The following is a 22,593-nucleotide window of genomic DNA, read 5'->3' as shown; positions in this document are numbered from 1 at the left end:
ACCCGCGACCACGGCGGCGCGGTACATTCGGGATGTGGCTGCACGTGCTGGTACTCGGTCCTCGGCTCTTCGGAGCCCCGCTCAGATCCCGACGCGCGCCTTCGGCGACGCGGATGTCCCGGGCTCGCTTCGCTCCACTCGCATCCCGCTGCTCGATCCGACACCCGCAGTGCCCGGCGGCTTCGCGCCGAAGGCCTTCGTGGGCGAGGTCGTCCCGTTCACCGTGGTCTCGTTCCGCGAGGGGCACGACATCATCGGTGTGCAGGTGCGCCTCACGTCGCCCTCGGGCGAGGAGAGCCTGCACCGGCTGACCGCCCGGAGCGACGGCACGGACCGGTGGGCGGCGGAGATCGCGCTCGACGAGCAGGGTGCATGGCGCTATCGGTTCGAAGCGTTCTCCGACGACTTCGCAACCTGGGCCCACGCCGCGGAGCTGAAGGTCGCAGCCGGTGTCGACGTGCCAGTGATGGCCGCGCTCGGCGCAGAGCTGCTCGCGCGGGCCGCCGCTGAGAAGGACCGCCCCGCCGCCCAGCGGAAACGTCTGCTCGCGGACGCCGAGTCGCTGCGGACCGGGGATGGCGAAACGGCACTCGCGCTCTCCACCGATTCCGGACTGGCTGATGTCTTCCTGGCCCGCCCTCTGACGACCCTGCGTTCCGCCACCGAGCGACAGACGCTCAACGTGGACCGTGCCGCGGCGGGCGTCGGTGCGTGGTACGAGTTCTTCCCGCGATCGGAGGGCGCGAAACGGCTCAAGGACGGGACCGTGAAGAGCGGGACGTTCCGCACGGCAGCCAAACGCTTGCCGGAGGTCGCCGCGATGGGTTTCGACGTGGTCTATCTGGTTCCGATCCATCCGATCGGAACCACCAACCGCAAGGGGCGCAACAACACCCTCACAGCGGAGCCGGGTGATCCCGGATCCCCATATGCGATCGGCTCCGCCGAGGGCGGTCACGACGCGATCCACCCGGACCTGGGATCGCCGGCCGACTTCCGCGCCTTCGTTCGCGCGGCACACGGAGCCGGCCTCGAAGTCGCACTCGACCTCGCACTCCAAGCTGCCCCGGACCACCCCTGGGTGCGCGAGCACCCCGAGTGGTTCACGACCCTCCCCGACGGCAGCATCGCGTACGCCGAGAACCCGCCGAAGAAGTACCAGGACATCTACCCGCTCAACTTCGACAACGACCCCGACGGCATCGCGGCCGAGATGTTGCGGATCGTGAAGCACTGGGTGACCCAGGGAGTGAAGATCTTCCGGGTCGACAACCCCCACACCAAGCCGCTGCAGTTCTGGGAGTGGCTGATCCGCGAGATCGGCGCCGTCGATCCGGACGTGATCTTCCTCGCGGAGGCCTTCACCCGCCCCGCCGTCATGCGTGCCCTGGCCGCCGTCGGTTTCCAGCAGAGCTACAGCTACTTCACGTGGCGGAATACCAAGAGCGAACTGGAGGAATTCCTCACCTCCGTGTCGCAGGAGACTTCCGATTACATGCGGCCGAACCTCTTCGTGAACACCCATGACATCCTGACCGAGTACCTGCAGTTCGGCGGTCGCGCCGCGTACCGTATCCGTGCCTGCATCGCCGCCACGGCAGGGCCCGTTTACGGGGTGTACGCCGGCTACGAGCTCTTCGAGAACGTGGCGAGGCCCGGGTCGGAAGAGAACATCGACAACGAGAAGTACGAGTTCAAGTTCCGCGACTGGTCGGGCGCAGAGGCCCGCGGCGAATCGCTCGCTCCCCTGCTGCGGAGGCTCAACGAGATCCGCGCAGCTCACCCCGCACTCCGCCAGCTCAGGAACTTCCGGGCGCACTGGAGCGACGACGATGCCGTCCTCGTGTACAGCAAGCACCTGCCGGCGCCGTTCACCGGTACCGGACGTCCCGATACCGTCATCGTGGTGGCGAACGTCGACCCGCACTCCGTGCGCGAGACGACGGTGCACCTCGACAGCACGCAATGGGGCATCCCGCTCGGCGATCCGTTCGAGGTCGAAGACCTGCTCACCGGCGCCGTCTGGACGTGGAACGATCACAACTATGTGCGGCTCGACGCCTTCGCCGAGCCCGTGCACATCCTGAAGGTGAGGGAGCGAGCATGAGCTACACCGAAGATGTCACCGCATCCACCGAGTGGGAGGCCGTCTCCTCGGCCACGCACCACGATCCGCACGCCATCCTCGGCGCGCACCCCCACAAAGACGCCGCAGACCGCACGGTCACCGTGATCCGCGTCCGACGCCCGCTGGCCGCCGGCGTGTCCGCGGTGTTCGGCGACGGCAGCCGGCTCGAGCTCGCCCACGTGGCGCATGGCATCTGGGAGGCGCAGCACGTCGGTCCCCCGCTCCCATACCGGCTCGCCACGCGGTACGCGGATCACGAGGAGACGCTCTCCGGGGATCCGTATCGACACCGTCCGACTCTCGGAGACCTCGACCTCCATCTGATCGCCGAGGGACGGCACGAACGCCTCTGGGAGGCGCTGGGTGCCCACCCCCGGACGCTGGACGGCGAGCAGGGCGTCGCGTTCGCCGTCTGGGCGCCCAACGCCTCGGCCGTGCGCGTCGTCGGCGATCATAACGACTGGAACGGCGATGCGCATGCGATGCGCTCGATGGGCGTGAGCGGAGTCTGGGAGCTCTTCATCCCCGATCTCCCGGTTGGCACGCGGTACAAGTATCAGATCCGCACCCGCGACGGAGCCTGGATACTGAAAGCCGACCCGATGGCGCTCGCCGCCGAGGTGCCACCGGACACAGCATCCGTCGTGACCGCGTCGTCGTACGAGTGGGCGGACGGCGCATGGATGACCCGGCGTGCCGCGACCCACGCCGTCGCGCAGCCGCTGTCGGTCTACGAGATCCACGTCGGCTCCTGGCGTGAGGGCCTCGGGTACCGGGACATCGCCGAGCCGCTGATCCAGCACGTCACGGATGCCGGATTCACCCATGTCGAGTTCATGCCGTTGGCGGAGCACCCGTTCGGGGGTTCCTGGGGGTACCAGGTCAGCGGCTATTACGCGCCCACGAGCCGTTTCGGCACCCCGGACGACCTGAGATACCTGATCGATCGGCTGCACCAGGCCGGCATCGGCGTGATCATGGACTGGGTTCCCGGGCACTTCCCGAAAGACGCCTTCGCCCTCGCGCGCTTCGACGGCCAGCCCCTGTACGAACACCCCGATCCTCGCCGCGGCGAGCACCAGGACTGGGGCACGCTCATCTTCGACTACGGCCGGCCGGAGGTGCGCGGCTTCCTCGTAGCCAACGCGCTGTACTGGTTCAGGGAGTTCCACGTCGACGGGCTGCGGGTCGATGCCGTCGCCTCGATGCTCTACCTCGACTACTCCCGCGAAGCCGGCGAATGGGAACCGAACATCCACGGCGGTCGCGAGAATCTCGAGGCGATCCGGTTCCTGCAGGAGGTGAACGCCACGGCCTACCGACTGCACCCGGGGATCATGATGATCGCCGAGGAGTCGACCAGCTTCCCGGGCGTCACCGCACCCACCGACCACGCCGGCCTGGGGTTCGGGTTCAAGTGGAACATGGGCTGGATGAACGACTCTCTCCAGTACATCTCGCGCGACCCCATGTACCGCGCGCATCACGAAGGCGAGATGACCTTCTCCTTCGTGTATGCATTCGGGGAGAACTACCTGCTGCCGATCAGCCACGACGAAGTCGTGCACGGAAAGGGCAGCCTGATGGCGAAGATGCCCGGCGACCACTGGCACAAGCTCGCGAACGTCCGCGCGTACCTCGCCTACATGTGGGGGCATCCCGGGAAGAAGCTCCTGTTCATGGGCCAGGAGTTCGGTCAGCTCGCCGAGTGGTCCGAAGGGCGTGAGCTGGATTGGTGGCTCCTCGACCAGCCGTCGCACGCGCAGCTGCAGGGCTTCGTCGGCGCGATGAACCGTGCGTACAGATCCCAGTCCCCGTTGTGGGCACGGGACAACGACGGATCATCGTTCCAGCGCCTCGGCGCACCCAGCTGGGACCCGACCGTGATCGCCTTCGAGCGGCGGGATGCCCACGGCGGACGTCTCGTCGTCGTGAGCAACTTCGCCGGGGTGGAGCGCGCGGGATATCGACTCGCACTCCCGCAGGACGGCGTCTGGCAGGAGGTTCTCAACACCGACGCCGCCGATTACGGCGGACGAGGGTCCGGAAACCTGGGCATGGTCTTCGCCACCGGTGAGGACGGAAGCGCCCCCACGGCGACGATGACCCTTCCTGCGCTGTCGACGCTGTGGCTGCGGCACCAGTCGGACCCACACGTGCCTACCGTGAGCCACGGATGACGGGGGCGCGCGCCGGATCCTCCGACGGCTAGAACAACAGCGAAGAAAGCCGGTTCCTGGCGGCAACCACTCGCGGGTCGCCCGTCCCGATGAGGCCGAACAGCTCGATCAGCCGCTCCCGCACCGGGGTGCGCTGGTCGGACGGCAGCTGGGCGAACAGATCGAGCAGTCGCGCGAAAGCGTCGTCGACGTGACCGCCGGCCAGATCGAGGTCTGCCACGTCGAACTGCGCCTGGACGTCGAGCGGTCCCTCGGCAGCCGCCGCACGCGCTGCCTGCAGGTCGAGCCCCTGCACGCGGTCGAGCAGACGCACCTGGCCGAGACCAGCGATCGCCTCCTCATCACGAGGGTTCTCGGCGAGGGCCTTCTCGTAGGCGCGGATCGCTGCGGCGTAGTCGCCCGCCTCGATCGCGGCGAACGCCTCGGCGTGCAGCGGGGGAAGCTCCGGCTCCTCCGGCGTCGACGGCGCCTCGGCATCGGCGTCGACCGCAAGCGATCCGGTGACACCGTTCTGCGCTGCCACCTGCAGCAGCTGCGCGAAGACGTCGCGCACCTGCTGCTCCGGCACCGCTCCGGTGAACATCGGCACGGGCTGACCGGCGATCAACGCGACGACCATCGGGATCGACTGCGCGCGGAAGCTCTGCGCGAGCTGCGGGTTCGCATCGACGTCGACCTTGGCGAGCAGCACGCGGCCGCCGAGTTCACGCGTCACCTTCTCGATGATCGGACTCAGCTGTTTGCACGGCCCGCACCACTCGGCCCACAGATCCACGACGACGGGAACCGTGCGCGAGAGTTCGAGGATCTGCCCGAATGTCTCATCGGTCGCATCGACGACGACATCGACCACGCCGGGGGCTGGAGCCCCCTCGGGCGGCGTCGCCGGCCGGTTGCGGAGGGTCGACAGGTCCACCGCGCCACGCAGCGCGGTCGGAGAGATTTCACTCACTTGATCACCTTCACGGAAAGGAGGTCCTGGTGGACTGCCAGGAGCCTGATCTGCTCCGTCGATCCCTGAGCGGGGACCGAGAAGAACAGCTGGAACTCGTACGTCGTCTCGACGCCCTTCGCGGATTCCGTCGCGCCCGTCAGGGCCTTGGCCTCTGCGTTGTCTCCGAACCGGATCACCACGTCCGACGACGTCGGCGTCACCGTCTCGGTATCGGTCAGAGAGACCGCGACGATCGCACCGCTGTCGAGCGTGGTCATCGAGATGGGCTCATCCGTCGTCGGCGTCATGTCGAATGCCGCCTTGGACGTCTTGGCGGCACCCTTGTCGGCGAGCCCCTTGACCACGGCCTGCCGGCTGTCGGTGATCGACGTCGCGAGATTCAGCGCGAGGTCATCGAACAGGCCGTAGAACTCGCTCTTCTCCCCCGAGTCGACGACGTCGGCGAACGCCGGGGCGAGTTCCGCGGGCGGGAGCGTGAGGAACGCGGAGTCCGACGGGACGAGCGACGTGCCGAGCCAACTGGCCGCGACATCGGGGAAAACCGCATCCGCGGACATCTCGGCCATATTGCTGACCTTGTAGTTCGACCATGGGTCTGACTGCGTCATCATGAGCACAACGGGCGGCTCGGTGTCGTCGCCCTTGCTCTTCGCGAGCATGAGCACGGTGCGCGGCCACACATCGGTCGCCTCCGGAAGCACGACCTCGACATCATCCGTCGGGATCGCCGCAGGAACAGCCATGTCCGTGAGCTTGGTCCGCAGCGCGTACTCGGTCGTGCGGGCGGCGAGAGCCGGTCCATCCAGACGCGTGGAGGCCAGGTCGAGATCGAGTGCGGCGTCTGCCTCCACCACCGTGTCGGATACCGACTTCAGGATGCGCTTGGCCTGCGCCTCGGTCACGGCGGGGGGCTTCTGGTTCTCCGGCGCGATGACGGTCGGGCTGGGCGAGGGTGACGCAGAAGCATCACCGAATTGCGGCCAGGAATCGGCGGAACACCCGGCAGCGAGGAGGGCAGTGAGCCCGAGGGCCGGGATCGCCAGCAGCCGGCTACGACGAGCGGGGCTCTTCGCGCGCATCGACGTCTTCGAGTCGTTCTCCTTGGGGTCCACGATCTCCCCATCTTCGATCTCGGTCTCCGGAGCGTTTGCCGAGGGTGCGGGATCCACAGTCTTCGGCGTATCCGCCGAGCCTTCGATCGCCGCGCGCTCCTCCGGAGGGAGCACTGCGATGTCGATCGGCTCGGTCACAGGAAGGGGGCCGGGGCCCTTTCGGCGCGGCCCACGGCCACGACGCTGGTGACGGATTCCGAGCACGTACAGGACGAGTCCGATCAGCAGGACGATGCCACCGGCGACCATGAGGGGCCCCGCCAGGGGGGTCGAGGTGTCGAGCGGCCAGGAGACGACGATGTCGTCGGGAGCATCCTCCGTGCCGTCGTACGCGACCAGCATGCTCGTTCCTTCGGGGAGTTGCATGTTGTCCGCGACGAGGCGGTTCTCCTTCTCGAAAGAGTCGAGCCACAGGTCGGAACCCCGCGGATCGCGGCCTGTCGCCGCGTCGCCTTCCTCACCGGTGCCTTCGCCGCCGTCGCTCTCGTCCGACGCCTCAGCCCCCGACACATGCTCGACGGCGAAGCTGCCGTCGTCGTCCACCGTGACGTGGTTGTAGTCGGAGTCTGCGAGCCAGGCTTCCATGTCGGCTGTCATGCCGTAGCTGCCGAAGATGTCACCCTGACCGCGCACGATCAAGGTCTGCACTCCGGGGTTCGTCCGGAGCACGTCCCCGTCCAGCAGGACGAACGGTGCAGGCTCATCGATCTTGACTTGCGTCTGCTGCGAGTCGGGGCCCACGAAGGTGCGCTGGGCGATCCCCGCCCCGATCAGCACGGCGGCAAGCACGAAGGCCACCACGGCCCATACGAAACGCACGAATAGTCTCCTCACGCATCACCGGCACCTGCCCGCGACGCAACACTCGACATTTCAGACTAGCGAAATCAGCTGTGTGTTGCCCACGTACACATGCAGTGCCGGCTGGACCGGCACGTCGCGCGCCACGTGGCTCGGCGTCTGGATACCCTTGCTGCAGTCGTTTCGAGGAGTCGTCGCATGAAGATCCACAATCCGTTCCGCACCGCCCTCGTGGCGACGCTCGGCGTGGGGCTGGGGATCCTCCTGATCAACAGCGTGGAGACACTTTCGAGCGTCCTGCTCTACGTCGGCACAGCGCTCTTCCTCAGCCTGGGCCTCGATCCGCTCGTCTCCTTCCTGGAACGTCGCAGGCTCCCCCGCTGGCTCGCCGTGCTGGTGACGATCCTCGCGGTCCTCGCGATCTTCAGCGGGATCGTGCTGATCATCCTCCCCGTACTCGTGGATCAGATCTCCCAGCTGATCGCGCAGATCACGGCCATCGTTTCGCGAGGGAACATGATCCCCGATCTCAAGGAGTGGATGCAGGACACCTTCCCGAATCTGCAGGTCGATGTCGTCTTCACGTACGTCACCGACTGGCTGACGACGAACCTCGCCGAGATCGGCGGATCCATCGGTCAGGGCGTCCTCGTCGCCAGCGGCGCCGTCGTCAGCGGACTGTTCGGCGCGTTCATCATCCTCATCCTGACGATCTACCTCACCGCCTCGACGCCATCGCTCAAGCGCGCCGTGTACCAGCTCGCCCCGTCGTCGAAGCGCGACCGCTTCATCGACCTGTCGGAGCAGATCACCGACTCCGTGGGGTACTACGTCATGGGGCAGGTGACACAGGGCGTGATCAACGGCGTCCTCAGCGCGATCTACCTCTCGATCATCGATGCGCCGTTCCCGGCGGTCCTCGCGATCATCGCCTTCTTCTTCTCACTGATCCCGCTCGTCGGGACCCTGACCGGCTCCACGATCATCGTCCTCGTGTGCCTCATCCCGGGTCTCGGGTCTCCAGGGATCGCGATCGCCGCGGCGATCTACTACCTCGTCTACATGCAGATCGAGGCGTACGTGATCTCTCCGCGCATCATGAGCCGCGCGGTCGCCGTCCCCGGAGCAGTCGTCGTCGTGGCGGCGCTCGCGGGCGGTAGCCTGCTCGGCCTGCTGGGGGCACTCATCGCGATCCCCGTCGCTGCGAGCATCCTGATCATCTACCGGCAGGTTCTCATCCCGCGGATGAACGAACTCTGAGGCACCGGAGCCTCGGGCTCGATCAGTCCGTCGGCGGCCAGTGAGTGGCCAGGGGCAGAGCCGACGGGTTCACTGCCGCCACGATCTCCGTGAGCACGCGCCGCGTCTGGGTCTCGCCGACCCACAGGTGCTTACCGCCCTCGACCGCGATCAACTGGGCATGCGGAATCGAGGCGAAGCGTTCGCGAGCCTCATCCGGGCGCAGGTAGTCGTCCAGCTCCGGCACCAACACGACGAGCGGGACTTCGCTGTCGGCCCAGGCCGCGACCTCCGATTCCGTGGCGCGATGCAAAGGCGGAGACAAGAGGATCACGCCGGCGATGTCGTGGTCGCGCCCGTACTTGAGCGCCAGTTCAGTGCCGAAAGACCACCCGAGGAGCCATGGACGCGGAAGCGCCCGTGCGTGGACGAAGTCCATTGCCGCCGCCACATCGAACTGCTCCGCCGCGCCGCCGTCAAACGCACCGTCGCTCGTGCCGCGAGGCGACGTGGTCCCCCGCGTGTTGAACCTCAGGACTGCCAGGTCAGCCAGCGCAGGAAGCCTCGCTGCGGCTTTGCGGATGATGTGGGAGTCCATGAATCCGCCCGCTGTCGGCAGGGGATGAAGCGTCACGAGCGTCGCCACGGGCGGAGTATCCTGTGGGATGGCCAGTTCGCCGACCAGTGTGAGACCGTCCGCGGTGGTCAGCTCGACATCCTCGCGCTGCGCGGGGAGCTCCAGCGGCCCTCGAATCTCCATGTTCACGCCATCCTCCAACAGTGTGTATGCCAGTGCCGACGCGCGGCGAGATCCGCCGCATCGCCTAAGACGCCGTCGGCACGCCAGGCGACCAGGTGCGCGGTTCCCGCGACGATCGGCCGCGCACACCCCGGGCAGACGTATTCCTTCTGTGCCTGAGCGGATGACACCGGCTGCACGGTCCACTCGCTGCCCCGGCGGGTCTCCGAGCGCTTCCATCCGGCGAGCATCCGATCGAAGGAGTCGTCCGGTTCAGGGCGCGCAGGAGGGCGCCGACGTGAGCGAGGCATCGCTCCTGTTCACCACCAGTGGTTGTTGGTCCAGAAGCTGTACGCCCCGGCCCAGCTGCCGTACCGCCCCGTGGCGTAGCCGGTGGCCCAACGCAGGTTGTCCACGGGATCGTAGCCGTTGCCGGGAACCTTGCTGCACGGAAGAGCCTGGACCAGCCCGCACGCGCCCGAAGACGAGTTCGTGGCGTTCGGGTTCCAACCGCTCTCGCGAGACACGATGTAGTCGACGTACTGCCAATCGCTCTGCGCGATGCCGGCGGCGGCCATCCAGTCGGCGGGCGCTCCACCTCCCGAGTAAGGAGGCAGGGTGCCACCGGAGGACCCGCCCTGCGAACCTGTTGCGGCAGTCGCTGCCGGCTTGGGCTTGGGCTTCGGTTTCGGCTTCACGTACACCTCGAACGTGCCGCGTTCGACCGGCGTGATCGCTGCACCGCTGACCGTGACCGTGAGATTCTGCGTGTCGGCGAGAGCGAGCGAATAGGCCGAGTCCGGAGCATCGGACTGCATGGGCTCCGCCAACGCCACGCCGGTCGGTGCCACGAGTGCTCCCGCGAATCCGACCACAGCGAGAGCGCTGAACACGCTCACGACGCCACGACGGCGAGACCATCGGCGAGTGCCCGTGCGCGCGGATCTGACCGTCGCTGCGGGCACCAGCGAAAGGTCGCGTCGTTCGGGGTTCATGTCGTTTCGGGAGTTCACGATGAAGGACAGTCTACGCAAAGGCGCCTGAGTCGACCATCAGGAACTCAGCGAACGGCGAGAATGACGTCGATCGTGGCGTCGAGGAGTGCGTCGACCTGCTCTTCACGGTAGCCGCCACGCTGCATGCGAAACGCGGCAGAACGCAGCTGCTCGGCGGAGAGCGGGTCTCCATCGCGGAGGTAGCGGACGATCCTGGTCGAGACATGATCGACCTCGTCGATGCGATAGCCGAACGTGAGGACACCGGTGCGGGCGAAGCGTCGGCGGCGAGGCCGGGCCAGGTGATCCAGGATCGTCTGCGCGTCTGCTCGCGCCTGTTCGACCCAGACCTCGGCGCCTTGCGCTCGCACCACACGCTCGCGCTCGCGCGCGGCGAAAGCGTCTTCCACGCGACCGAGAGCCGCATCGACGTCGGCCACGACGTAGCCGCCCTTGACGAGCGGAAAGGATGCCGCGCGCACATCGTCGGCGCCCAGATCGTCGGTACCGGTCTCGAACGCTCGTCGCGCAGACGCGAGAAAAGTGTCGACAGCGGCACGGTGGTATCCACGCTGGCGCCCGGACGTCAGCGCGAACGCCGGCGAGGCATCGGCAGCTCGCTCGGCGACCTGGTCTTCGTTCATCACAGCACCACCCAGGGAGAGAGGAGGAAGTAGAGGCAGAGTGCCGGGATCGTCGAGGGCAGGATGCTGTCGAGCCGATCAAGAAGACCGCCGTGCCCGGGAAGCCAAGAACTCATGTCCTTGATGCCGAGATCGCGCTTGAGCATGGATTCCCCGAGATCGCCCAGCGTCGCCGACAGGAGGATCGACGCGCCGAAGATCAGGCCCGCCCACCAGGGCAGTTCGAGAAGGAAGATGGCGAGCAGCACGCCGGCAACCAGGGAAGCGAGGACAGCGCCGCCGAATCCCTCCCAGGTCTTCTTGGGGCTGATCTTCGGGGCCATCGGGTGGCGTCCGAAAGCGAGACCCGCCGCGTACGCCCCCGTGTCGGCGGCGACCGCGACGGCGATGAAGCTGAGCACCCACCACTGGCCACCCTCCTGTTCGAGGAGGATGAGGGCGACGCCGGCGAGGAACGGGACGTAGACCTGGACGAAACCGCCGATGACCGCATCCGCGAGGACGTCACCGTAGGTACGGCCGTCTTTCACCACCATCTGGGCGATGAGTCGCCACACGATCACGAACGCGACCGCCACGAAGAGCATGACCCAGGACAGCCACGGTTCTGCGAAGTACGCGGAGAGCACGAGGAAGGCGCCCGCGACCAGCTGGGGAACGACATCGACCCGGCGGCCGGAGGCCCGCAGAGCCCGAGAGAGTTCGTACACCCCCAGCAGCGCCGCGGCCAGAGCGAACGGAACGAACAGCGCTTTGACGAAGAGCAGCGATCCGAGCAGCGCCGCACCGAACGCGAGACCGATCAGAATCGCCAGAACGAGGTCCCGCCCTGTGCGCTGTTTTATCCGTTCATTCGCCTGATCGATCTGATCGCGTGCATGGGAGACATGGTTCTCGAGTTCGTCCCGCGCGGCCCGCCACTGCTCCCGGATCGCATTGTGGTCGGCTGTGTCGAGCGGCACGGCCACGACGGGCGCCGCACCGGCGGATGACGCCGGCAGCGGTGGACGAGGCGGAATGGTCTCCGCATCGAACGTCGGGAAGGCGGCGTCCGCGAGTGGGACGCCGTCGAGCGGCGTGCCATCACGCGCGTCTCTACGCGTCGGCGGCATGCCCTCCTCGGCGTCTCGCGTTTCGTCAGACATCCCGACTACACCTCGAGGAGTTCGGCCTCTTTGCGCTTCAGCGCGTCGTCGATGAGGTCGACGTGCTGGCGCGTCAGGCCGTCCAGCTCCTTCTCGCCCCGAGCGATCTCATCCTCACCGAGCTCGCTCTTGAGCGCGTCGAGCTCGTCCTTCGCCTTGCGACGGATGCCACGGACATGGACCTTCGCGTCTTCAGCCTTGGTCTTGACGAGCTTGACGTACTCCTTGCGACGCTCAGCCGTGAGCTCGGGCATCGTCACGCGGACGAGATTGCCGTCGTTCGTCGGGTTGGCCCCGAGGTTCGGCATGTCGCGGATGGCCTGCTCGATCGCCTTCAGCGCCGACTTGTCGTACGGCGTGATGATGAGCGTTCGTGCTTCCTGGTTCGCCAGCGATGCGAGCTGCGCGATCGGGGTCGGCGTGCCGTAGTAGTCCACGAGGACCTTCTGGAACATCTGCGGGTTCGCACGACCGGTGCGCACCGTGGAGAAGTCCTCCTTGGCAGCTTCGACCGCCCGGTTCATACGAGTGGTGGTTTCAGCGAGGACGTCCGCGATCACGGTGGCTCCTATCGTCGGGGTGTTCTGCAAATTCTATCGGGCGAAGTGGGCTCCGCCGTGTCACACGCTCAGGCGGTGACGAGGGTTCCGATCGGCTCGCCGAGCAAGGCGCGGGTCACGTTGCCTGCAGGCTCCATCCCGAACACACGCATGTCCATGCTGTTGTCCATGCACAGGCTGAAGGCGGTCGAGTCGACGACCTTGAGGCCACGCTGCAGCGCATCACGATATGTGACCCGCTCGATGCGCTCGGCGTCGGCGTGCTTGTTCGGGTCGGCGGTATAGATCGCATCGACGCCGTTCTTGGCGACGAGGACCTCGTCCGCGCCGATCTCGAGCGCACGCTGCGCTGCGACGGTGTCGGTGGAGAAGTACGGGAGGCCTGCGCCGGCACCGAAGATGACGACGCGACCTTTCTCGAGGTGACGCTCGGCGCGACGCGGGATGTACGGCTCGGCAACCTGAGTCATCGAGATGGCCGACTGCACGCGGGTGGCGGCCCCGGCCTGCTCGAGGAAGTCCTGGAGGGCGAGGGCGTTCATGACCGTGCCCAGCATGCCCATGTAGTCGGCGCGCCCCCTGTCCATGCCGCGCTGGCTGAGCTCGGCACCGCGGAAGAAGTTGCCTCCACCGACGACGATCGCTACCTCGACCCGGTCGACGGCCGCGGCGATGTCGCGGGCGATCTGCGAGACCACATCGGGGCTGACACCCAGCTGCCCCGCTCCGAAAGCCTCGCCGGAGAGCTTGAGAAGGACGCGTCGGCGTCCGGTGCGTTCATTCATGGGTGGGTGTCCTCTCGTCCCGATTCAAGATAGTGCCTCGTGGGCATGAAGAAGGGGTTCGGATCATGCGATCCGAACCCCTTCGACCTTGCTACGCGCCGACCTTGAAGCGCGCGAAGTCCGTCACGGTGATACCGGCGTCCTTCGCCACCTGGGCGACAGAGAGCTTGTTGTCCTTGGCGTAGTCCTGCTCGAGCAGGGCGACCTGCTTGATGAACGCAGACACGCGGCCTTCCACGATCTTCGGGAGAGCCGCTTCCGGCTTGCCCTCGTTGCGAGAGATCTCAGTGACGATCTCGCGCTCCTTCTCGACCGCGTCCGCCGGCACGTCCTCGCGGGACAGGTACGACGGGTTCGCGAAGGAGATGTGCTGGGCGATGCTGCGCGCGGTCTCGGCATCCTCACCCGAGTAGGCGACGACGACACCGATCTGCGGCGGCAGGTCCTTGCTCGTGCGGTGGAGGTAGACCTCGACCTTGTCGCCCGAGATCGTGCGCACGCGGCGCAGTTCGACCTTCTCGCCGATGATCGCGGCCTCTTCGGAGATGACCTGCTCGACGCTCTTGTCTCCGGCGGAGGCGGCGAGGGCGGCGTCGACCGAGTCGGCCTTGACCGCTGCGGCGGCGTCGGCGACCTTGTCGGCCAGCGCGATGAAGCGCTCGTTCTTCGCGACGAAGTCGGTCTCGCAGGCGAGCTCGATGAGCGTCACAGCGCCATCCTGCTCGCGAGCGACAATCAGTCCCTCGCTGGTCGAACGGTCAGCGCGCTTCGCGTTGCCCTTCGCACCCTTGAGACGCAGGATTTCGGTGGCCTTCGCGACGTCTCCGTCAGCCTCCTCGAGCGCCTTCTTGGTGTCGACCATTCCGGTGCCGAGCTGCTCACGCAGCGCCTTGAGGTCAGCGATGGTGAAGTTGGCCATGTGTGGTGGCTCCTTGCTTCGTTAGGTGTGTGTGAACGAGGGGATTACTTGGCGTCGGCAGCCTCGGCGGCGGCGACCTCAGCGGTCTCCTCACCGGAAGCGGCGGCGATCGCCTCGTCGTGTGCCTCCGCACCGGCCTCATCGGCAGCGGTCTCGTCAGCAGCAGGCGTCTCGACGACGGCGGCCTCATCGTCGGAGGTCACGACCTCGGCGGCGTCAGCGGACTCCTGCACCTCCTGGGCGGGAGTCTCGAGGAGCTCCTTCTCCCAGTCGGCGAGCGGCTCGGCGTCACCCGTCTCCGGGTTGTGCTTCTGCTGCAGGCCCTCGGCCGCGGCGTCGGCGATGATGCGCGTCAGCAGCGAGACGGAGCGGATCGCATCATCGTTGCCGGGGATCGGGTACTGGAAGTCGTCCGGGTCAGCGTTGGTGTCGAGGATGCCGATCACGGGGATACCGAGCTTCTTGGCCTCATCGATGGCGAGGTGCTCGCGCTTGGCATCGACGACCCAGATGGCCGACGGCGTCTTGGTGAGGTTGCGGATACCGCCGAGCGACTTGTGCAGCTTGTCGAGCTCACGCTTCTTGAGCAGGAGCTCCTTCTTCGTGAAGCCGCTGTTGGCCGGGGTCTCGTAGTCGAGCTCCTCGAGCTCCTTCATACGTGCGAGACGCTTGGAGATCGTCTGGAAGTTGGTGAGGAGTCCACCGAGCCACCGCTGGTTCACGAAGGGCTGGCCGACACGCGTCGCCTGCTCGGCGAGGATCTCCTGCGCCTGCTTCTTGGTACCGACGAAGAGGATCGTGCCACCGTGGGCGACGGTCTCCTTGACGAAGTCGTAGGCCTTGTCGATGTAGCCGAGCGACTGCTGGAGGTCGATGATGTGGATGCCGCTGCGCTCGGTGAGGATGAAGCGCTTGACCTTCGGGTTCCACCGACGGGTCTGGTGTCCGAAGTGCACGCCGCTGTCGAGCAGCTGGCGGATGGTGACCACAGCCATGGTCGTCTCCTGGTTCTGGCGCGTTCCTGCGCCGTTGAGGTTGCAAGCCGATCGGATGATCGGACTTCCTGGCGCCCGGCCCACGCCCGCCTGTTCGAGGAACAGGACCTGTGGGAGTGGATGCCGCGATCTGAATCGCTTTGGGCACGCGTAGTCACCCCGATATCGAGGTGCTCCCCCAGCATACAGGACGCAGCGACGTCACTCACCCTGCACCGACAACGCCCCGCCGGAGTCATCCACGCGCTCCATCGAACGGGCCGAGTCGTCCATCTGACCGCTCCGAGGAGGCGTCACACTACCCGCATGCGCATTCTGCTCCGAACGACGTCCGGCACGGCCATCGCCGTGCTCGTTGCGCTCGCCCTGTGCGCACCCGATACCTCGGCAGCCTCGGGCGGCACAGCGGACCTACCGCGCTGGCGCTGGCCGCTCGCCGGGAATCGAGAGGTCGTCGAGCCGTTTCGCGCTCCGGCGCACGAGTACGGCGCCGGTCATCGTGGAGTCGACATGGACGCCTCGATCGACGCGGTGGTCACGGCCCCCGCAGATGGCACTGTGGCTTTCCGCGGGACCGTCGTGGACCGGCCGCTCCTGACCATCGAGCACGACGGCGGCCTCGTCAGCACCTTCGAACCACTCCGGACGACGCTCGACCCTGGGGACGCGGTGTCGGTCGGGCAGGAGATCGGATTCGTCGACGTTGGCGGTCATACCCCGGCGGGTGCGCTGCACCTCGGCATACGACGAGACGGCACGTACATCAATCCGATGCTGCTCTTCGGCGACCCCCCTCGGGCCATCCTGCTCCCCTGCTGCGACCCGCTGTGATCCCGCCCCACCATGGCTCCCGCAGCCCAAGCGGCTCAAGCAGGCCGCTCCCGACGTCACGCCCGAGGATGTGCCAGCCGGTAGGTCGCGGTCAGACGTTCGGCCGAGACGTGCGTGTATATCTGGGTCGTGCCGAGGCTGGCGTGGCCGAGTATTTCCTGGACGGCCCGCAGGTCTGCACCACCGTCGAGAAGGTGCGTGGCCGCCGTGTGTCGGAGAGCGTGCGGGCCGATTGTCTCCGCACCGACGATCGGTGCCAGCACCCTGGCGACGAGTTCGTATACCGCTCGGGGGCCGATCCGGGCACCACGGCTACCCAACATCACCGCCGGTGAGAAGCTACGCGCCCTCGCCACCAGGACGGGCCTGCCGCGACGGAGGTACGCCTCGAGCGCAGCCCTCGCCGGAGCGCCGTACGGCACCACGCGCTCCTTGGCTCCCTTCCCGAGCACGCGGGCCGTTCCTCTGTCGAGGTCGAGGTCATCGACATCCAGCCCGCACAGTTCGGCGACACGGATGCCGGAACCGTAGAGCAGCTCGAGGATGGCGTGATCCCGCAAAGCGATCGGATCCCCTGTCTCGGCCGCATCGCGATGCGCATCGAGCAGGCCCGACATGGCTTCGCGGGATGCCACCGTGGGCAGTGTGCGTCCCTTCTTCGGCGCGATCAGCCGCAGGCTCGGGTCGTGGGATACGAGCTCCTGCTCGTGCGCCCAGCTGAAGAATGATCGGGCGGCCGCAGCTCGCCGCGCGAGCGTGGATCTCGCGTCGCCGCGCTGGGTGGCTCGCCAGAGCCAATCTCTGAGCACCTCGAGGTCGACTTCTTCGAGCGTGACGCCGACTGCCGACGCCTGGAGGTCTCGAAGGTCCGACCGGTACGCCTTCACGGTCGCCGGCGAGAGTCGACGCACCCGCTCCAGGTGACCGACGAACGCCTCAGTGGCGACCGCGAGATCCATGACTTCAGCTTGCCGCCGCGCGCCGCGTCCTCTCTTCAGCCTCGCCGATGTGTCTGCGGATGCCTCTCACTCGGTCCGCGACGCGCGCGCCCGGTGCCACCCCCGTTCGTCGACGGAGACATCCCCGTCCAGATGCAGCAGCCCGAGGCATGAGCGCACGCGATCCGGCGACAGGCCCGACCTGCGGGCGATCTCCTCGACCGAGAGCCTGGACCTCGCGCTCAGGGCATCGAGGACCCGTGTGCGATTCGGGTCGTGCTCTTCGCCCTCGCCCGCCCGTTGTTCGATCGACCCCCATAGCTCTCGTACCTCACGTGCCGAGGTGACGCACTGCGCGTCGTACTCCCGGAGCAGTCGGTGGCACCCCGCGGAAGATGCCGATGTCACCGGCCCGGGAACGGCTCCGAGCGGACGACCCAGCGTCGCCGCATGACCAGCGGTGTTCAACGAGCCGCTGCGCCACCCCGCTTCGACCACGACGGTCGCCTGCCCGAGCGCGGCAATAAGTCGGTTCCTCGCCAGGAAGCGCCACTTGGTCGGGGCTGCGCCGCACGGCGGTTCACTCACCACAGCCCCCTCCACCGCGATCTGCTGCAGGAGCCTCTGATGACCCATCGGATAGGCGCGGTCGACTCCGCCGGCGAGGAAGACCACGGTCGCGCCACCCACACCGAGAGCAGCACGGTGTACAGCACCATCGATCCCGTATGCACCGCCGGAGACGACCACCGCTCCCCTGGCGGCGAGATCCCCGCTGAGTTCCGCCGCAACGTGTTCGCCGTAGCTGCTGGCGGCCCGTGCTCCGACCATCGACACGCGTGGCTCGCGCACGAGCAGATCGGCATGCCCACGCACCCACAGTGCGTTCGGCGCGTGGGGACCGAGATCATCGAGGCTCACGGGCCAGTTCGCGTCGCCGGGGACTACCAGTTGCGCGCCGACATCGAACGCGCTGCGGAGAGCCTGCCGCACCGCGCGGGGATCCGCCCGAAGACGCCATCGTGCTCTGGCCTCTGACAGCGCCCGAGATGCCCGCCCGCTCGCAGCACCGGAGCGTATCAGCGACGCACCATCTCCCAGCGCCGCCGACAATGCATCGCCAGCGCCCAGGGCCTCGATCAGTGCACCTGCGTCGGCATCACCGGGTTCGGCGATCACGCTCCACGCTGCGCGAGCCACGCACTCCGCGACGGCATCACCCTCGTGGATGCGACGGACCGCTGCGATGGTCTCGGGGTCGTACTGCAGTTCGTCGATCCTCATGACAGTCCTCTCCGCAGGAGCAGCGCCCTGCCGATCTCCTCGGCGCCGGGCCGGTCGATGTCTGCCAGGTCGGCCATGGTCCACGCGACTCTGAGCACTCGGTCATAGCCCCGCAGTGTCAACGACCCGCGCTCCAGCGCGCGATCGAGTGGCGATCGAGTCGCGACGGAGAGTCGCAGCGCCCCCTGCCGGAGCCAGGTTCCCGGGACATCGGCATTGCGCCGCCACGGCGTGCTCTTCCACCGTTCCGCCGCACGCTCGCTCGCCGCGAGGACCCGGGCCCTCGCCCGCGCCGTCGTGGTTCTCGCCCTCCGCTCGTCCGTCGCGCACGACGCGGCCACCCGGGCGACGTGCAGGTCGATATCGATCCGATCGCGGAGCGGTCCCGACAATCGCGTCGAGTACCGCCGGATCGCCATGGGCGGACACACGCATTCGGCACCCCTGACGCCATGATTTCCGCACGGACACGGATTCATCGCGAGCAGCAGCTGGAACCTCGCGGGAAAGCGCGCCGTAAACCCCGCTCGATGCACCTCGATGACTCCCGATTCGAGCGGCTGGCGCAGCGCGTCGAGAGCCGCGCGAGAGAACTCCGCCGCCTCGTCGAGGAACAGCACGCCGCAGTGGGCCCGCACGATAGCTCCGGGCCGAGCAGCGCGCGACCCACCGCCGACCAACGCCGCGACGGATGCACTGTGGTGCGGGGCCTCCAGTGGCGGTGTGCGGCCGAGCGTCACGACCCGATCCCCGTTGAGCGAGAGTATGGAGGCGACCTCGAGTGCCTCCTGGTCCCCGAGCGGCGGCATGATTCCGGGGAGTCGTCGGGCGAGCATCGTCTTGCCTGCGCCGGGAGGCCCGCTCAGCAGCAGATGATGTCCACCTGCAGCGGCGACGATGAGCGCCTCGATCGCGTCTTCCTGGCCGACGACGTCGGACAGATCCAGATCTGACGGTGCGTCGCCCGACGCCAACGCCATGTCTACGGTCTCGACCTCGGGCGCTTCGACATCGGCACCGTGCCACACCGCGACTTCGGCGAGAGAGGCGGCAGCACGGACATGGACTCCGGGGACCAGTCTCGCCTCTGCTTCATTGGCATGAGGAACGATCACCCTTTCGAACCCGGCACGTGCGGCAGCGAACACGGCAGGGAGCACACCCGGAACAGGGCGGATCCGACCGTCGAGCCCGAGTTCTCCGACATGCACAGTCGCTGCGATCGAGCGCGGCTCGATCGAGCCGCCGGCAGCCAGAGCAGCCACGGCGATTCCGAGGTCGAACCCCGCTCCGTGCTTGGGAAGGCTGGCCGGCGACAGGTTGACCGTGAGGCGGCGTCGAGGCAGGTCGAGCCCGGCATTCTTGCAAGCGTTGTGCACCCGTTGCACCGCCTCCGCGAGAGATTTGTCGGGTAGACCGATGATCCGGAACTCGGGCGTCTGGTTCGACAGATCGGCTTCGACTTCGACGAGATGACCATCGACCCCGCTCAGGGCGACAGCCCACGTCCGGGCCGTACTCATGCGATGTCCACGAGATGCTCGAGCGACCCCATGAACGGGTCCGGCCCGATGATCCCGATTGCCTCGAGCCTCACGGTGCGCCCACGAGCCACCTCGGGATGAGCGGCGAGCCACGCTTGCGCGAGTTGCCAGAGCCGGCGGCGCTTTCGTTGATCGACCGCCTCGAACGGGTGCCCGAATGCTGCTGTGCGTCTCGTCTTCACCTCGATCATCGCCAGCTGATCGCCTACCGCGGCGACGATGTCGATCTCTCCTTGCGAACACCGCCAGTTCCTGTCGATCACGGCGTATCCGCTGCCTATCAGGTGCTGCGCCGCGCGCTCTTCCCCGGCTCGGCCGAGGTCGTCTTTTGCTGCCATGCCCTCAGCATCGCGGTCAGACTCGTAGCCCGCGAGGTGCCCTCACGCCCTGGCGCTGAGGTGGGGAGTACTCAGGGATTCCGCATGGTGTGGAGGACCAGCATCAAGGTCGACAGTGGCGACGGAGGTCACTCCCCGTCGAGCGAGAGTTCCTGCGGGAGTTCGAACTCCCGACGCTGGAGCTCCTCGACATTCACGTCCTTGAACGTGAGCACGCGCACGGCCTTCACGAAGCGATCCGCTCGGTAGATATCCCACACCCACACATCGCTCATCGAGATCTCGAAATAGAAATCGTGTTCGGTGTCGCGTCGGACGACGTTGACCTCGTTCGCGAGGTAGAAGCGGCGTTCGGTCTCGACGACGTACTGGAACTGCGACACCACATCCCGGTACTCCCGGAACAGTGCCAGCTCGAGCTCGCGGTCGTAGTCGTCGAAGGCTTCCTCATCCATGATGACTCCATCCTAGAGTCGCGGCGCACGAGGCGCGGCATCGCCGGCCGATGCAGGTCCGGATCAGAACAGGGTCGGGACGTCGGCGATGGCCCACGACGCACGGTGGAAAGGAGACAGTCCGTTGCGCCGGATGGCCTCACGGTGTTCGGGGCTCGCGTAGCCCTTGTTGCGATTCCACTGATACGCAGGATGGCTCTCGTGAAGTTCGGCCATGTACAGGTCGCGGGCCACCTTCGCGATCACGGAGGCCGCAGACACGGAGGCGCAGTCGCGGTCGGCTTTGATGACGGGTCGCACGCGCAGCGGCGACGAATGCACTCGGGAGACGTAATCGTGGTTCCCGTCGAGCAGAACGAGCGCCTCGTCCATCGAAGCCCCCTGCGCAGCGATCGCCGACACAGCGCGCGATGCGGCGAGTCCGAGGGCCCGCATGATGCCGACCTGGTCGACTTCTTCGGCGCTCGCCCAGCCGACGGCAGAGGCCTGCACCCACGCCGCGGCGCGTGCCGCGACATCGGGCCGACGCTTCTCCGTCACGAGCTTGGAATCACGCAGACCATCCGGCACGCGACGCCGCACGCCTGCCGCATCCATCATCGCGGCGCCGACGGCGACGGGACCGGCGAGTGCGCCTCGACCCACCTCATCCAGCGCGATGATCACGCCGCACTCCCCCAGGAGTTTGCGCTCCAGGGTCAGCTTCGGGGTGATCACGGTCATTCGGGGTCCGGAACTCCGTTGAAAGTGCCGTGGTGGCCGTCGATCGGTCCCATGCGATCCAGAGGCCAGGTCGTCAGGAAGGCCTTGCCGACGATGTTCTCCATCGGGACGAAGCCCCCGCTGGGGAGGTCCTGATGTGCGCGCGCGTCGCGCGATCGATCGCGATTGTCGCCCAGCAGCCAGACCGAGTCATCGGGAACGACGACGTCGAACGGCTCGTTCGAGGCGGCGGTGTCGCCCTCGGGGAGGTTCAGGTAGCTGAGTTCGTCGATCGGGGCGCCGTTGATCGTGATCTGGCCGAGGGCGTTGCAGCACACGACATGATCGCCGGGCAAACCGATCACCCGCTTCACGAGGTGGTCCTGCGAGTCCGTCGCGGAGATGCCGACGAAGTTGAGGACCCAGTCGACCGCCTGAACGAGCGGAGGCTGAGCGGGCGTCTGCGGCTGTGGATCGAGCCAGCCGCCCGGATCCTTGAAGACGACGACATCGCCACGTGCATAGTCGGTCCACCGAGGGGTCAGCTCGTCGACGAGAATCCGATCCTTCACGAGAAGGGTGCGCTCCATCGAGGCCGACGGAATGTAGAACGACCTCACGACGAAGCTCTTGACCACGAAGGACACGAGGGCGGCGATCACGATGATCACCAGCACGTCGCGAAGGAAGACCAGGAACCCGCGTCGTCTGGAAGTGCGCGCGGCCGGCGAATCAGTCATCAGGTTCCTTCTCGAGTCATACACCGCTCTGGCGCGACGGTATCAAGGTTCGCACACCGGGGACAGAACACAGCACCCCAGGACATCGTGTCCTGGGGTGCTGTGGAGAACCTGCGACTCAGCGGTCGCGCTTCTCCTTGATCTTGGCCTTCTTGCCACGGAGCTGGCGGAGGTAGTAGAGCTTCGCGCGACGCACGTCACCGCGGGTGACGACCTCGATGTGGTCGATCACCGGGGAGTGCACCGGGAAGGTACGCTCTACGCCCACCTGGAAGCTGATCTTGCGAACCGTGAAGGTCTCGCGCACGCTGTCGCCCTGACGGCCGATGACGACACCCTGGAAGACCTGGATACGAGAGCGGCTGCCCTCGGTGATGTTGACGTGAACCTTGACGGTGTCACCGGGGAAGAAGTCCGGGATGTCCGAACGAAGGGAAGCCGCGTCGACGGCGTCGAGGATCTGCATGATCATCTCTCTCTGCACCCGCCACAGGTCGCATGCATGTATTCAAAGGAACAAGAAGGGAGTGAGCTGTACGGAACGGCGAACGTCCGCGGGCTCCC

Annotated in this window: 23 protein-coding genes; 4 read left to right on the top strand and 19 right to left on the bottom strand. The window is 67.0% G+C overall.

The genetic code is table 11. The annotated features are described in order from the left end of the window. Positions 1 to 34: 34 nt before the first annotated feature. Both ACIOTO_RS18195 and glgB read left to right on the top strand, forming a co-directional pair. Complete coding sequence (locus ACIOTO_RS18195) at positions 35 to 2,107, top strand: maltotransferase domain-containing protein (protein WP_400858836.1); 2,073 nt, start codon at positions 35 to 37, stop codon at positions 2,105 to 2,107. Further along, positions 2,104 to 4,308 (top strand): 1,4-alpha-glucan branching protein GlgB, encoded by a 2,205-nt coding sequence (gene glgB / locus ACIOTO_RS18190; protein WP_400858834.1) that lies wholly within the window; start codon positions 2,104 to 2,106, stop codon positions 4,306 to 4,308. Before ACIOTO_RS18195 ends, glgB begins: the two co-directional genes overlap by 4 nt. Before the next feature lie 28 nt (positions 4,309 to 4,336). Here the strand turns inward: glgB and ACIOTO_RS18185 are convergent, their stop codons facing one another. Then, positions 4,337 to 5,260, bottom strand: coding sequence for a tetratricopeptide repeat protein (locus ACIOTO_RS18185; RefSeq protein WP_400858832.1), 924 nt, complete (start codon positions 5,258 to 5,260; stop codon positions 4,337 to 4,339). Then, positions 5,257 to 7,194: a glycosyl transferase gene (locus tag ACIOTO_RS18180; protein ID WP_400858830.1), complete on the bottom strand. Its 1,938-nt coding sequence runs from the start codon at positions 7,192 to 7,194 to the stop codon at positions 5,257 to 5,259. The genes ACIOTO_RS18185 and ACIOTO_RS18180 overlap by 4 nt, the downstream gene beginning before the upstream one ends. Positions 7,195 to 7,374: 180 nt before the next feature. On the opposite strand from ACIOTO_RS18180, the gene ACIOTO_RS18175 reads away from it, so the two are divergent. Next, entirely contained in the window at positions 7,375 to 8,436 is a 1,062-nt protein-coding gene (locus ACIOTO_RS18175) for an AI-2E family transporter (RefSeq protein WP_029263475.1), read from the top strand. Positions 8,437 to 8,458: 22 nt separating this feature from the next. On the opposite strand, the gene ACIOTO_RS18170 is transcribed toward ACIOTO_RS18175, so the two are convergent. From ACIOTO_RS18170 to rpsB, 9 genes are all read right to left on the bottom strand, one after another. Beyond that, positions 8,459 to 9,175 carry an alpha/beta hydrolase gene (locus ACIOTO_RS18170; RefSeq protein WP_400858859.1) on the bottom strand — a complete coding sequence of 239 codons (717 nt, stop codon included), beginning with the start codon at positions 9,173 to 9,175 and terminating at the stop codon, positions 8,459 to 8,461. Between the two features lie 2 nt (positions 9,176 to 9,177). Further along, positions 9,178 to 9,465 (bottom strand): hypothetical protein, encoded by a 288-nt coding sequence (locus ACIOTO_RS18165; RefSeq protein WP_081859948.1) that lies wholly within the window; start codon positions 9,463 to 9,465, stop codon positions 9,178 to 9,180. Between the two features lie 9 nt (positions 9,466 to 9,474). Continuing rightward, the gene (locus ACIOTO_RS18160) at positions 9,475 to 10,167 is read right to left on the bottom strand and encodes a transglycosylase SLT domain-containing protein (protein WP_400858827.1); all 693 of its coding nucleotides are present in this window, start codon (positions 10,165 to 10,167) and stop codon (positions 9,475 to 9,477) included. A gap of 47 nt (positions 10,168 to 10,214) precedes the next feature. Next, on the bottom strand, positions 10,215 to 10,793 hold the full coding sequence (locus ACIOTO_RS18155; RefSeq protein WP_400858826.1) for a DivIVA domain-containing protein: 579 nt from the start codon (positions 10,791 to 10,793) through the stop codon (positions 10,215 to 10,217). After that, complete coding sequence (locus ACIOTO_RS18150; RefSeq protein ID WP_400858824.1) at positions 10,793 to 11,938, bottom strand: phosphatidate cytidylyltransferase; 1,146 nt, start codon at positions 11,936 to 11,938, stop codon at positions 10,793 to 10,795. The genes ACIOTO_RS18155 and ACIOTO_RS18150 overlap by 1 nt, the downstream gene beginning before the upstream one ends. A 5-nt stretch (positions 11,939 to 11,943) precedes the next feature. Then, the gene (gene frr / locus ACIOTO_RS18145) at positions 11,944 to 12,498 is read right to left on the bottom strand and encodes a ribosome recycling factor (protein ID WP_105668299.1); all 555 of its coding nucleotides are present in this window, start codon (positions 12,496 to 12,498) and stop codon (positions 11,944 to 11,946) included. Positions 12,499 to 12,566: 68 nt separating this feature from the next. After that, complete coding sequence (pyrH, locus tag ACIOTO_RS18140) at positions 12,567 to 13,283, bottom strand: UMP kinase (protein WP_105709869.1); 717 nt, start codon at positions 13,281 to 13,283, stop codon at positions 12,567 to 12,569. Between the two features lie 91 nt (positions 13,284 to 13,374). Then, on the bottom strand, positions 13,375 to 14,202 hold the full coding sequence (tsf, locus tag ACIOTO_RS18135; protein ID WP_262000880.1) for a translation elongation factor Ts: 828 nt from the start codon (positions 14,200 to 14,202) through the stop codon (positions 13,375 to 13,377). A 44-nt stretch (positions 14,203 to 14,246) separates the two neighbouring features. Beyond that, positions 14,247 to 15,197 (bottom strand): 30S ribosomal protein S2, encoded by a 951-nt coding sequence (gene rpsB / locus ACIOTO_RS18130; RefSeq protein WP_029263483.1) that lies wholly within the window; start codon positions 15,195 to 15,197, stop codon positions 14,247 to 14,249. A 306-nt stretch (positions 15,198 to 15,503) separates the two neighbouring features. Here rpsB and ACIOTO_RS18125 point away from each other — a divergent pair, with 306 nt between their 5' ends. After that, a complete protein-coding gene (locus ACIOTO_RS18125; RefSeq protein WP_400858823.1) occupies positions 15,504 to 16,028 on the top strand; it encodes a murein hydrolase activator EnvC family protein in 525 nt (174 codons plus the stop codon). Positions 16,029 to 16,084: 56 nt separating this feature from the next. On the opposite strand, the gene ACIOTO_RS18120 is transcribed toward ACIOTO_RS18125, so the two are convergent. The 8 genes from ACIOTO_RS18120 to rplS all read right to left on the bottom strand — a co-directional run bounded on the left by ACIOTO_RS18120 (position 16,085) and on the right by rplS (position 22,495). After that, positions 16,085 to 16,987, bottom strand: a complete 903-nt coding sequence (locus ACIOTO_RS18120) for a tyrosine recombinase XerC (protein WP_400858821.1) — start codon at positions 16,985 to 16,987, stop codon at positions 16,085 to 16,087. 66 nt (positions 16,988 to 17,053) lie between these two features. Beyond that, positions 17,054 to 18,250, bottom strand: a complete 1,197-nt coding sequence (dprA, locus tag ACIOTO_RS18115) for a DNA-processing protein DprA (protein WP_400858820.1) — start codon at positions 18,248 to 18,250, stop codon at positions 17,054 to 17,056. Further along, the gene (locus tag ACIOTO_RS18110) at positions 18,247 to 19,773 is read right to left on the bottom strand and encodes a YifB family Mg chelatase-like AAA ATPase (protein ID WP_400858819.1); all 1,527 of its coding nucleotides are present in this window, start codon (positions 19,771 to 19,773) and stop codon (positions 18,247 to 18,249) included. The genes dprA and ACIOTO_RS18110 overlap by 4 nt, the downstream gene beginning before the upstream one ends. Further along, entirely contained in the window at positions 19,770 to 20,132 is a 363-nt protein-coding gene (locus ACIOTO_RS18105) for a YraN family protein (RefSeq protein WP_400858817.1), read from the bottom strand. Before ACIOTO_RS18105 ends, ACIOTO_RS18110 begins: the two co-directional genes overlap by 4 nt. A gap of 128 nt (positions 20,133 to 20,260) precedes the next feature. Next, positions 20,261 to 20,587: a DUF2469 family protein gene (locus ACIOTO_RS18100; protein ID WP_017204525.1), complete on the bottom strand. Its 327-nt coding sequence runs from the start codon at positions 20,585 to 20,587 to the stop codon at positions 20,261 to 20,263. 63 nt (positions 20,588 to 20,650) lie between these two features. Beyond that, positions 20,651 to 21,310, bottom strand: a complete 660-nt coding sequence (locus ACIOTO_RS18095) for a ribonuclease HII (protein ID WP_400858815.1) — start codon at positions 21,308 to 21,310, stop codon at positions 20,651 to 20,653. Further along, complete coding sequence (gene lepB, locus ACIOTO_RS18090; protein ID WP_400858814.1) at positions 21,307 to 22,029, bottom strand: signal peptidase I; 723 nt, start codon at positions 22,027 to 22,029, stop codon at positions 21,307 to 21,309. The genes ACIOTO_RS18095 and lepB overlap by 4 nt, the downstream gene beginning before the upstream one ends. Positions 22,030 to 22,147: 118 nt before the next feature. Further along, positions 22,148 to 22,495: a 50S ribosomal protein L19 gene (gene rplS, locus ACIOTO_RS18085; protein WP_017830722.1), complete on the bottom strand. Its 348-nt coding sequence runs from the start codon at positions 22,493 to 22,495 to the stop codon at positions 22,148 to 22,150. Positions 22,496 to 22,593 lie beyond the last annotated feature (98 nt).

Origin of the sequence: Microbacterium sp. NPDC087592 (assembly GCF_044743585.1) — a bacterium.
Lineage (GTDB): Bacteria > Actinomycetota > Actinomycetes > Actinomycetales > Microbacteriaceae > Microbacterium.
Note: the sequence above shows the minus strand (reverse complement) of the source record. Positions and strands in the feature narration are given on the sequence as shown.

Coding starts and splice junctions, on each gene's coding strand:
- glgB (WP_400858834.1), top strand. CDS start 2,104: ATGAGCTACACCGAAGATGTCACCGCATCCACCGAGTGGGAGGCCGTC.
- ACIOTO_RS18105 (WP_400858817.1), bottom strand. CDS start 20,132: ATGGCAGCAAAAGACGACCTCGGCCGAGCCGGGGAAGAGCGCGCGGCG.
- tsf (WP_262000880.1), bottom strand. CDS start 14,202: ATGGCCAACTTCACCATCGCTGACCTCAAGGCGCTGCGTGAGCAGCTC.
- rpsB (WP_029263483.1), bottom strand. CDS start 15,197: ATGGCTGTGGTCACCATCCGCCAGCTGCTCGACAGCGGCGTGCACTTC.
- lepB (WP_400858814.1), bottom strand. CDS start 22,029: ATGACTGATTCGCCGGCCGCGCGCACTTCCAGACGACGCGGGTTCCTG.
- ACIOTO_RS18150 (WP_400858824.1), bottom strand. CDS start 11,938: ATGTCTGACGAAACGCGAGACGCCGAGGAGGGCATGCCGCCGACGCGT.
- ACIOTO_RS18165 (WP_081859948.1), bottom strand. CDS start 9,465: ATGCCTCGCTCACGTCGGCGCCCTCCTGCGCGCCCTGAACCGGACGAC.
- dprA (WP_400858820.1), bottom strand. CDS start 18,250: ATGAGGATCGACGAACTGCAGTACGACCCCGAGACCATCGCAGCGGTC.
- ACIOTO_RS18170 (WP_400858859.1), bottom strand. CDS start 9,175: ATGGAGATTCGAGGGCCGCTGGAGCTCCCCGCGCAGCGCGAGGATGTC.
- ACIOTO_RS18100 (WP_017204525.1), bottom strand. CDS start 20,587: ATGGATGAGGAAGCCTTCGACGACTACGACCGCGAGCTCGAGCTGGCA.
- ACIOTO_RS18120 (WP_400858821.1), bottom strand. CDS start 16,987: ATGGATCTCGCGGTCGCCACTGAGGCGTTCGTCGGTCACCTGGAGCGG.
- ACIOTO_RS18095 (WP_400858815.1), bottom strand. CDS start 21,310: ATGACCGTGATCACCCCGAAGCTGACCCTGGAGCGCAAACTCCTGGGG.
- rplS (WP_017830722.1), bottom strand. CDS start 22,495: ATGCAGATCCTCGACGCCGTCGACGCGGCTTCCCTTCGTTCGGACATC.
- ACIOTO_RS18175 (WP_029263475.1), top strand. CDS start 7,375: ATGAAGATCCACAATCCGTTCCGCACCGCCCTCGTGGCGACGCTCGGC.
- ACIOTO_RS18155 (WP_400858826.1), bottom strand. CDS start 10,793: ATGAACGAAGACCAGGTCGCCGAGCGAGCTGCCGATGCCTCGCCGGCG.
- ACIOTO_RS18110 (WP_400858819.1), bottom strand. CDS start 19,773: ATGAGTACGGCCCGGACGTGGGCTGTCGCCCTGAGCGGGGTCGATGGT.
- ACIOTO_RS18125 (WP_400858823.1), top strand. CDS start 15,504: ATGCGCATTCTGCTCCGAACGACGTCCGGCACGGCCATCGCCGTGCTC.
- pyrH (WP_105709869.1), bottom strand. CDS start 13,283: ATGAATGAACGCACCGGACGCCGACGCGTCCTTCTCAAGCTCTCCGGC.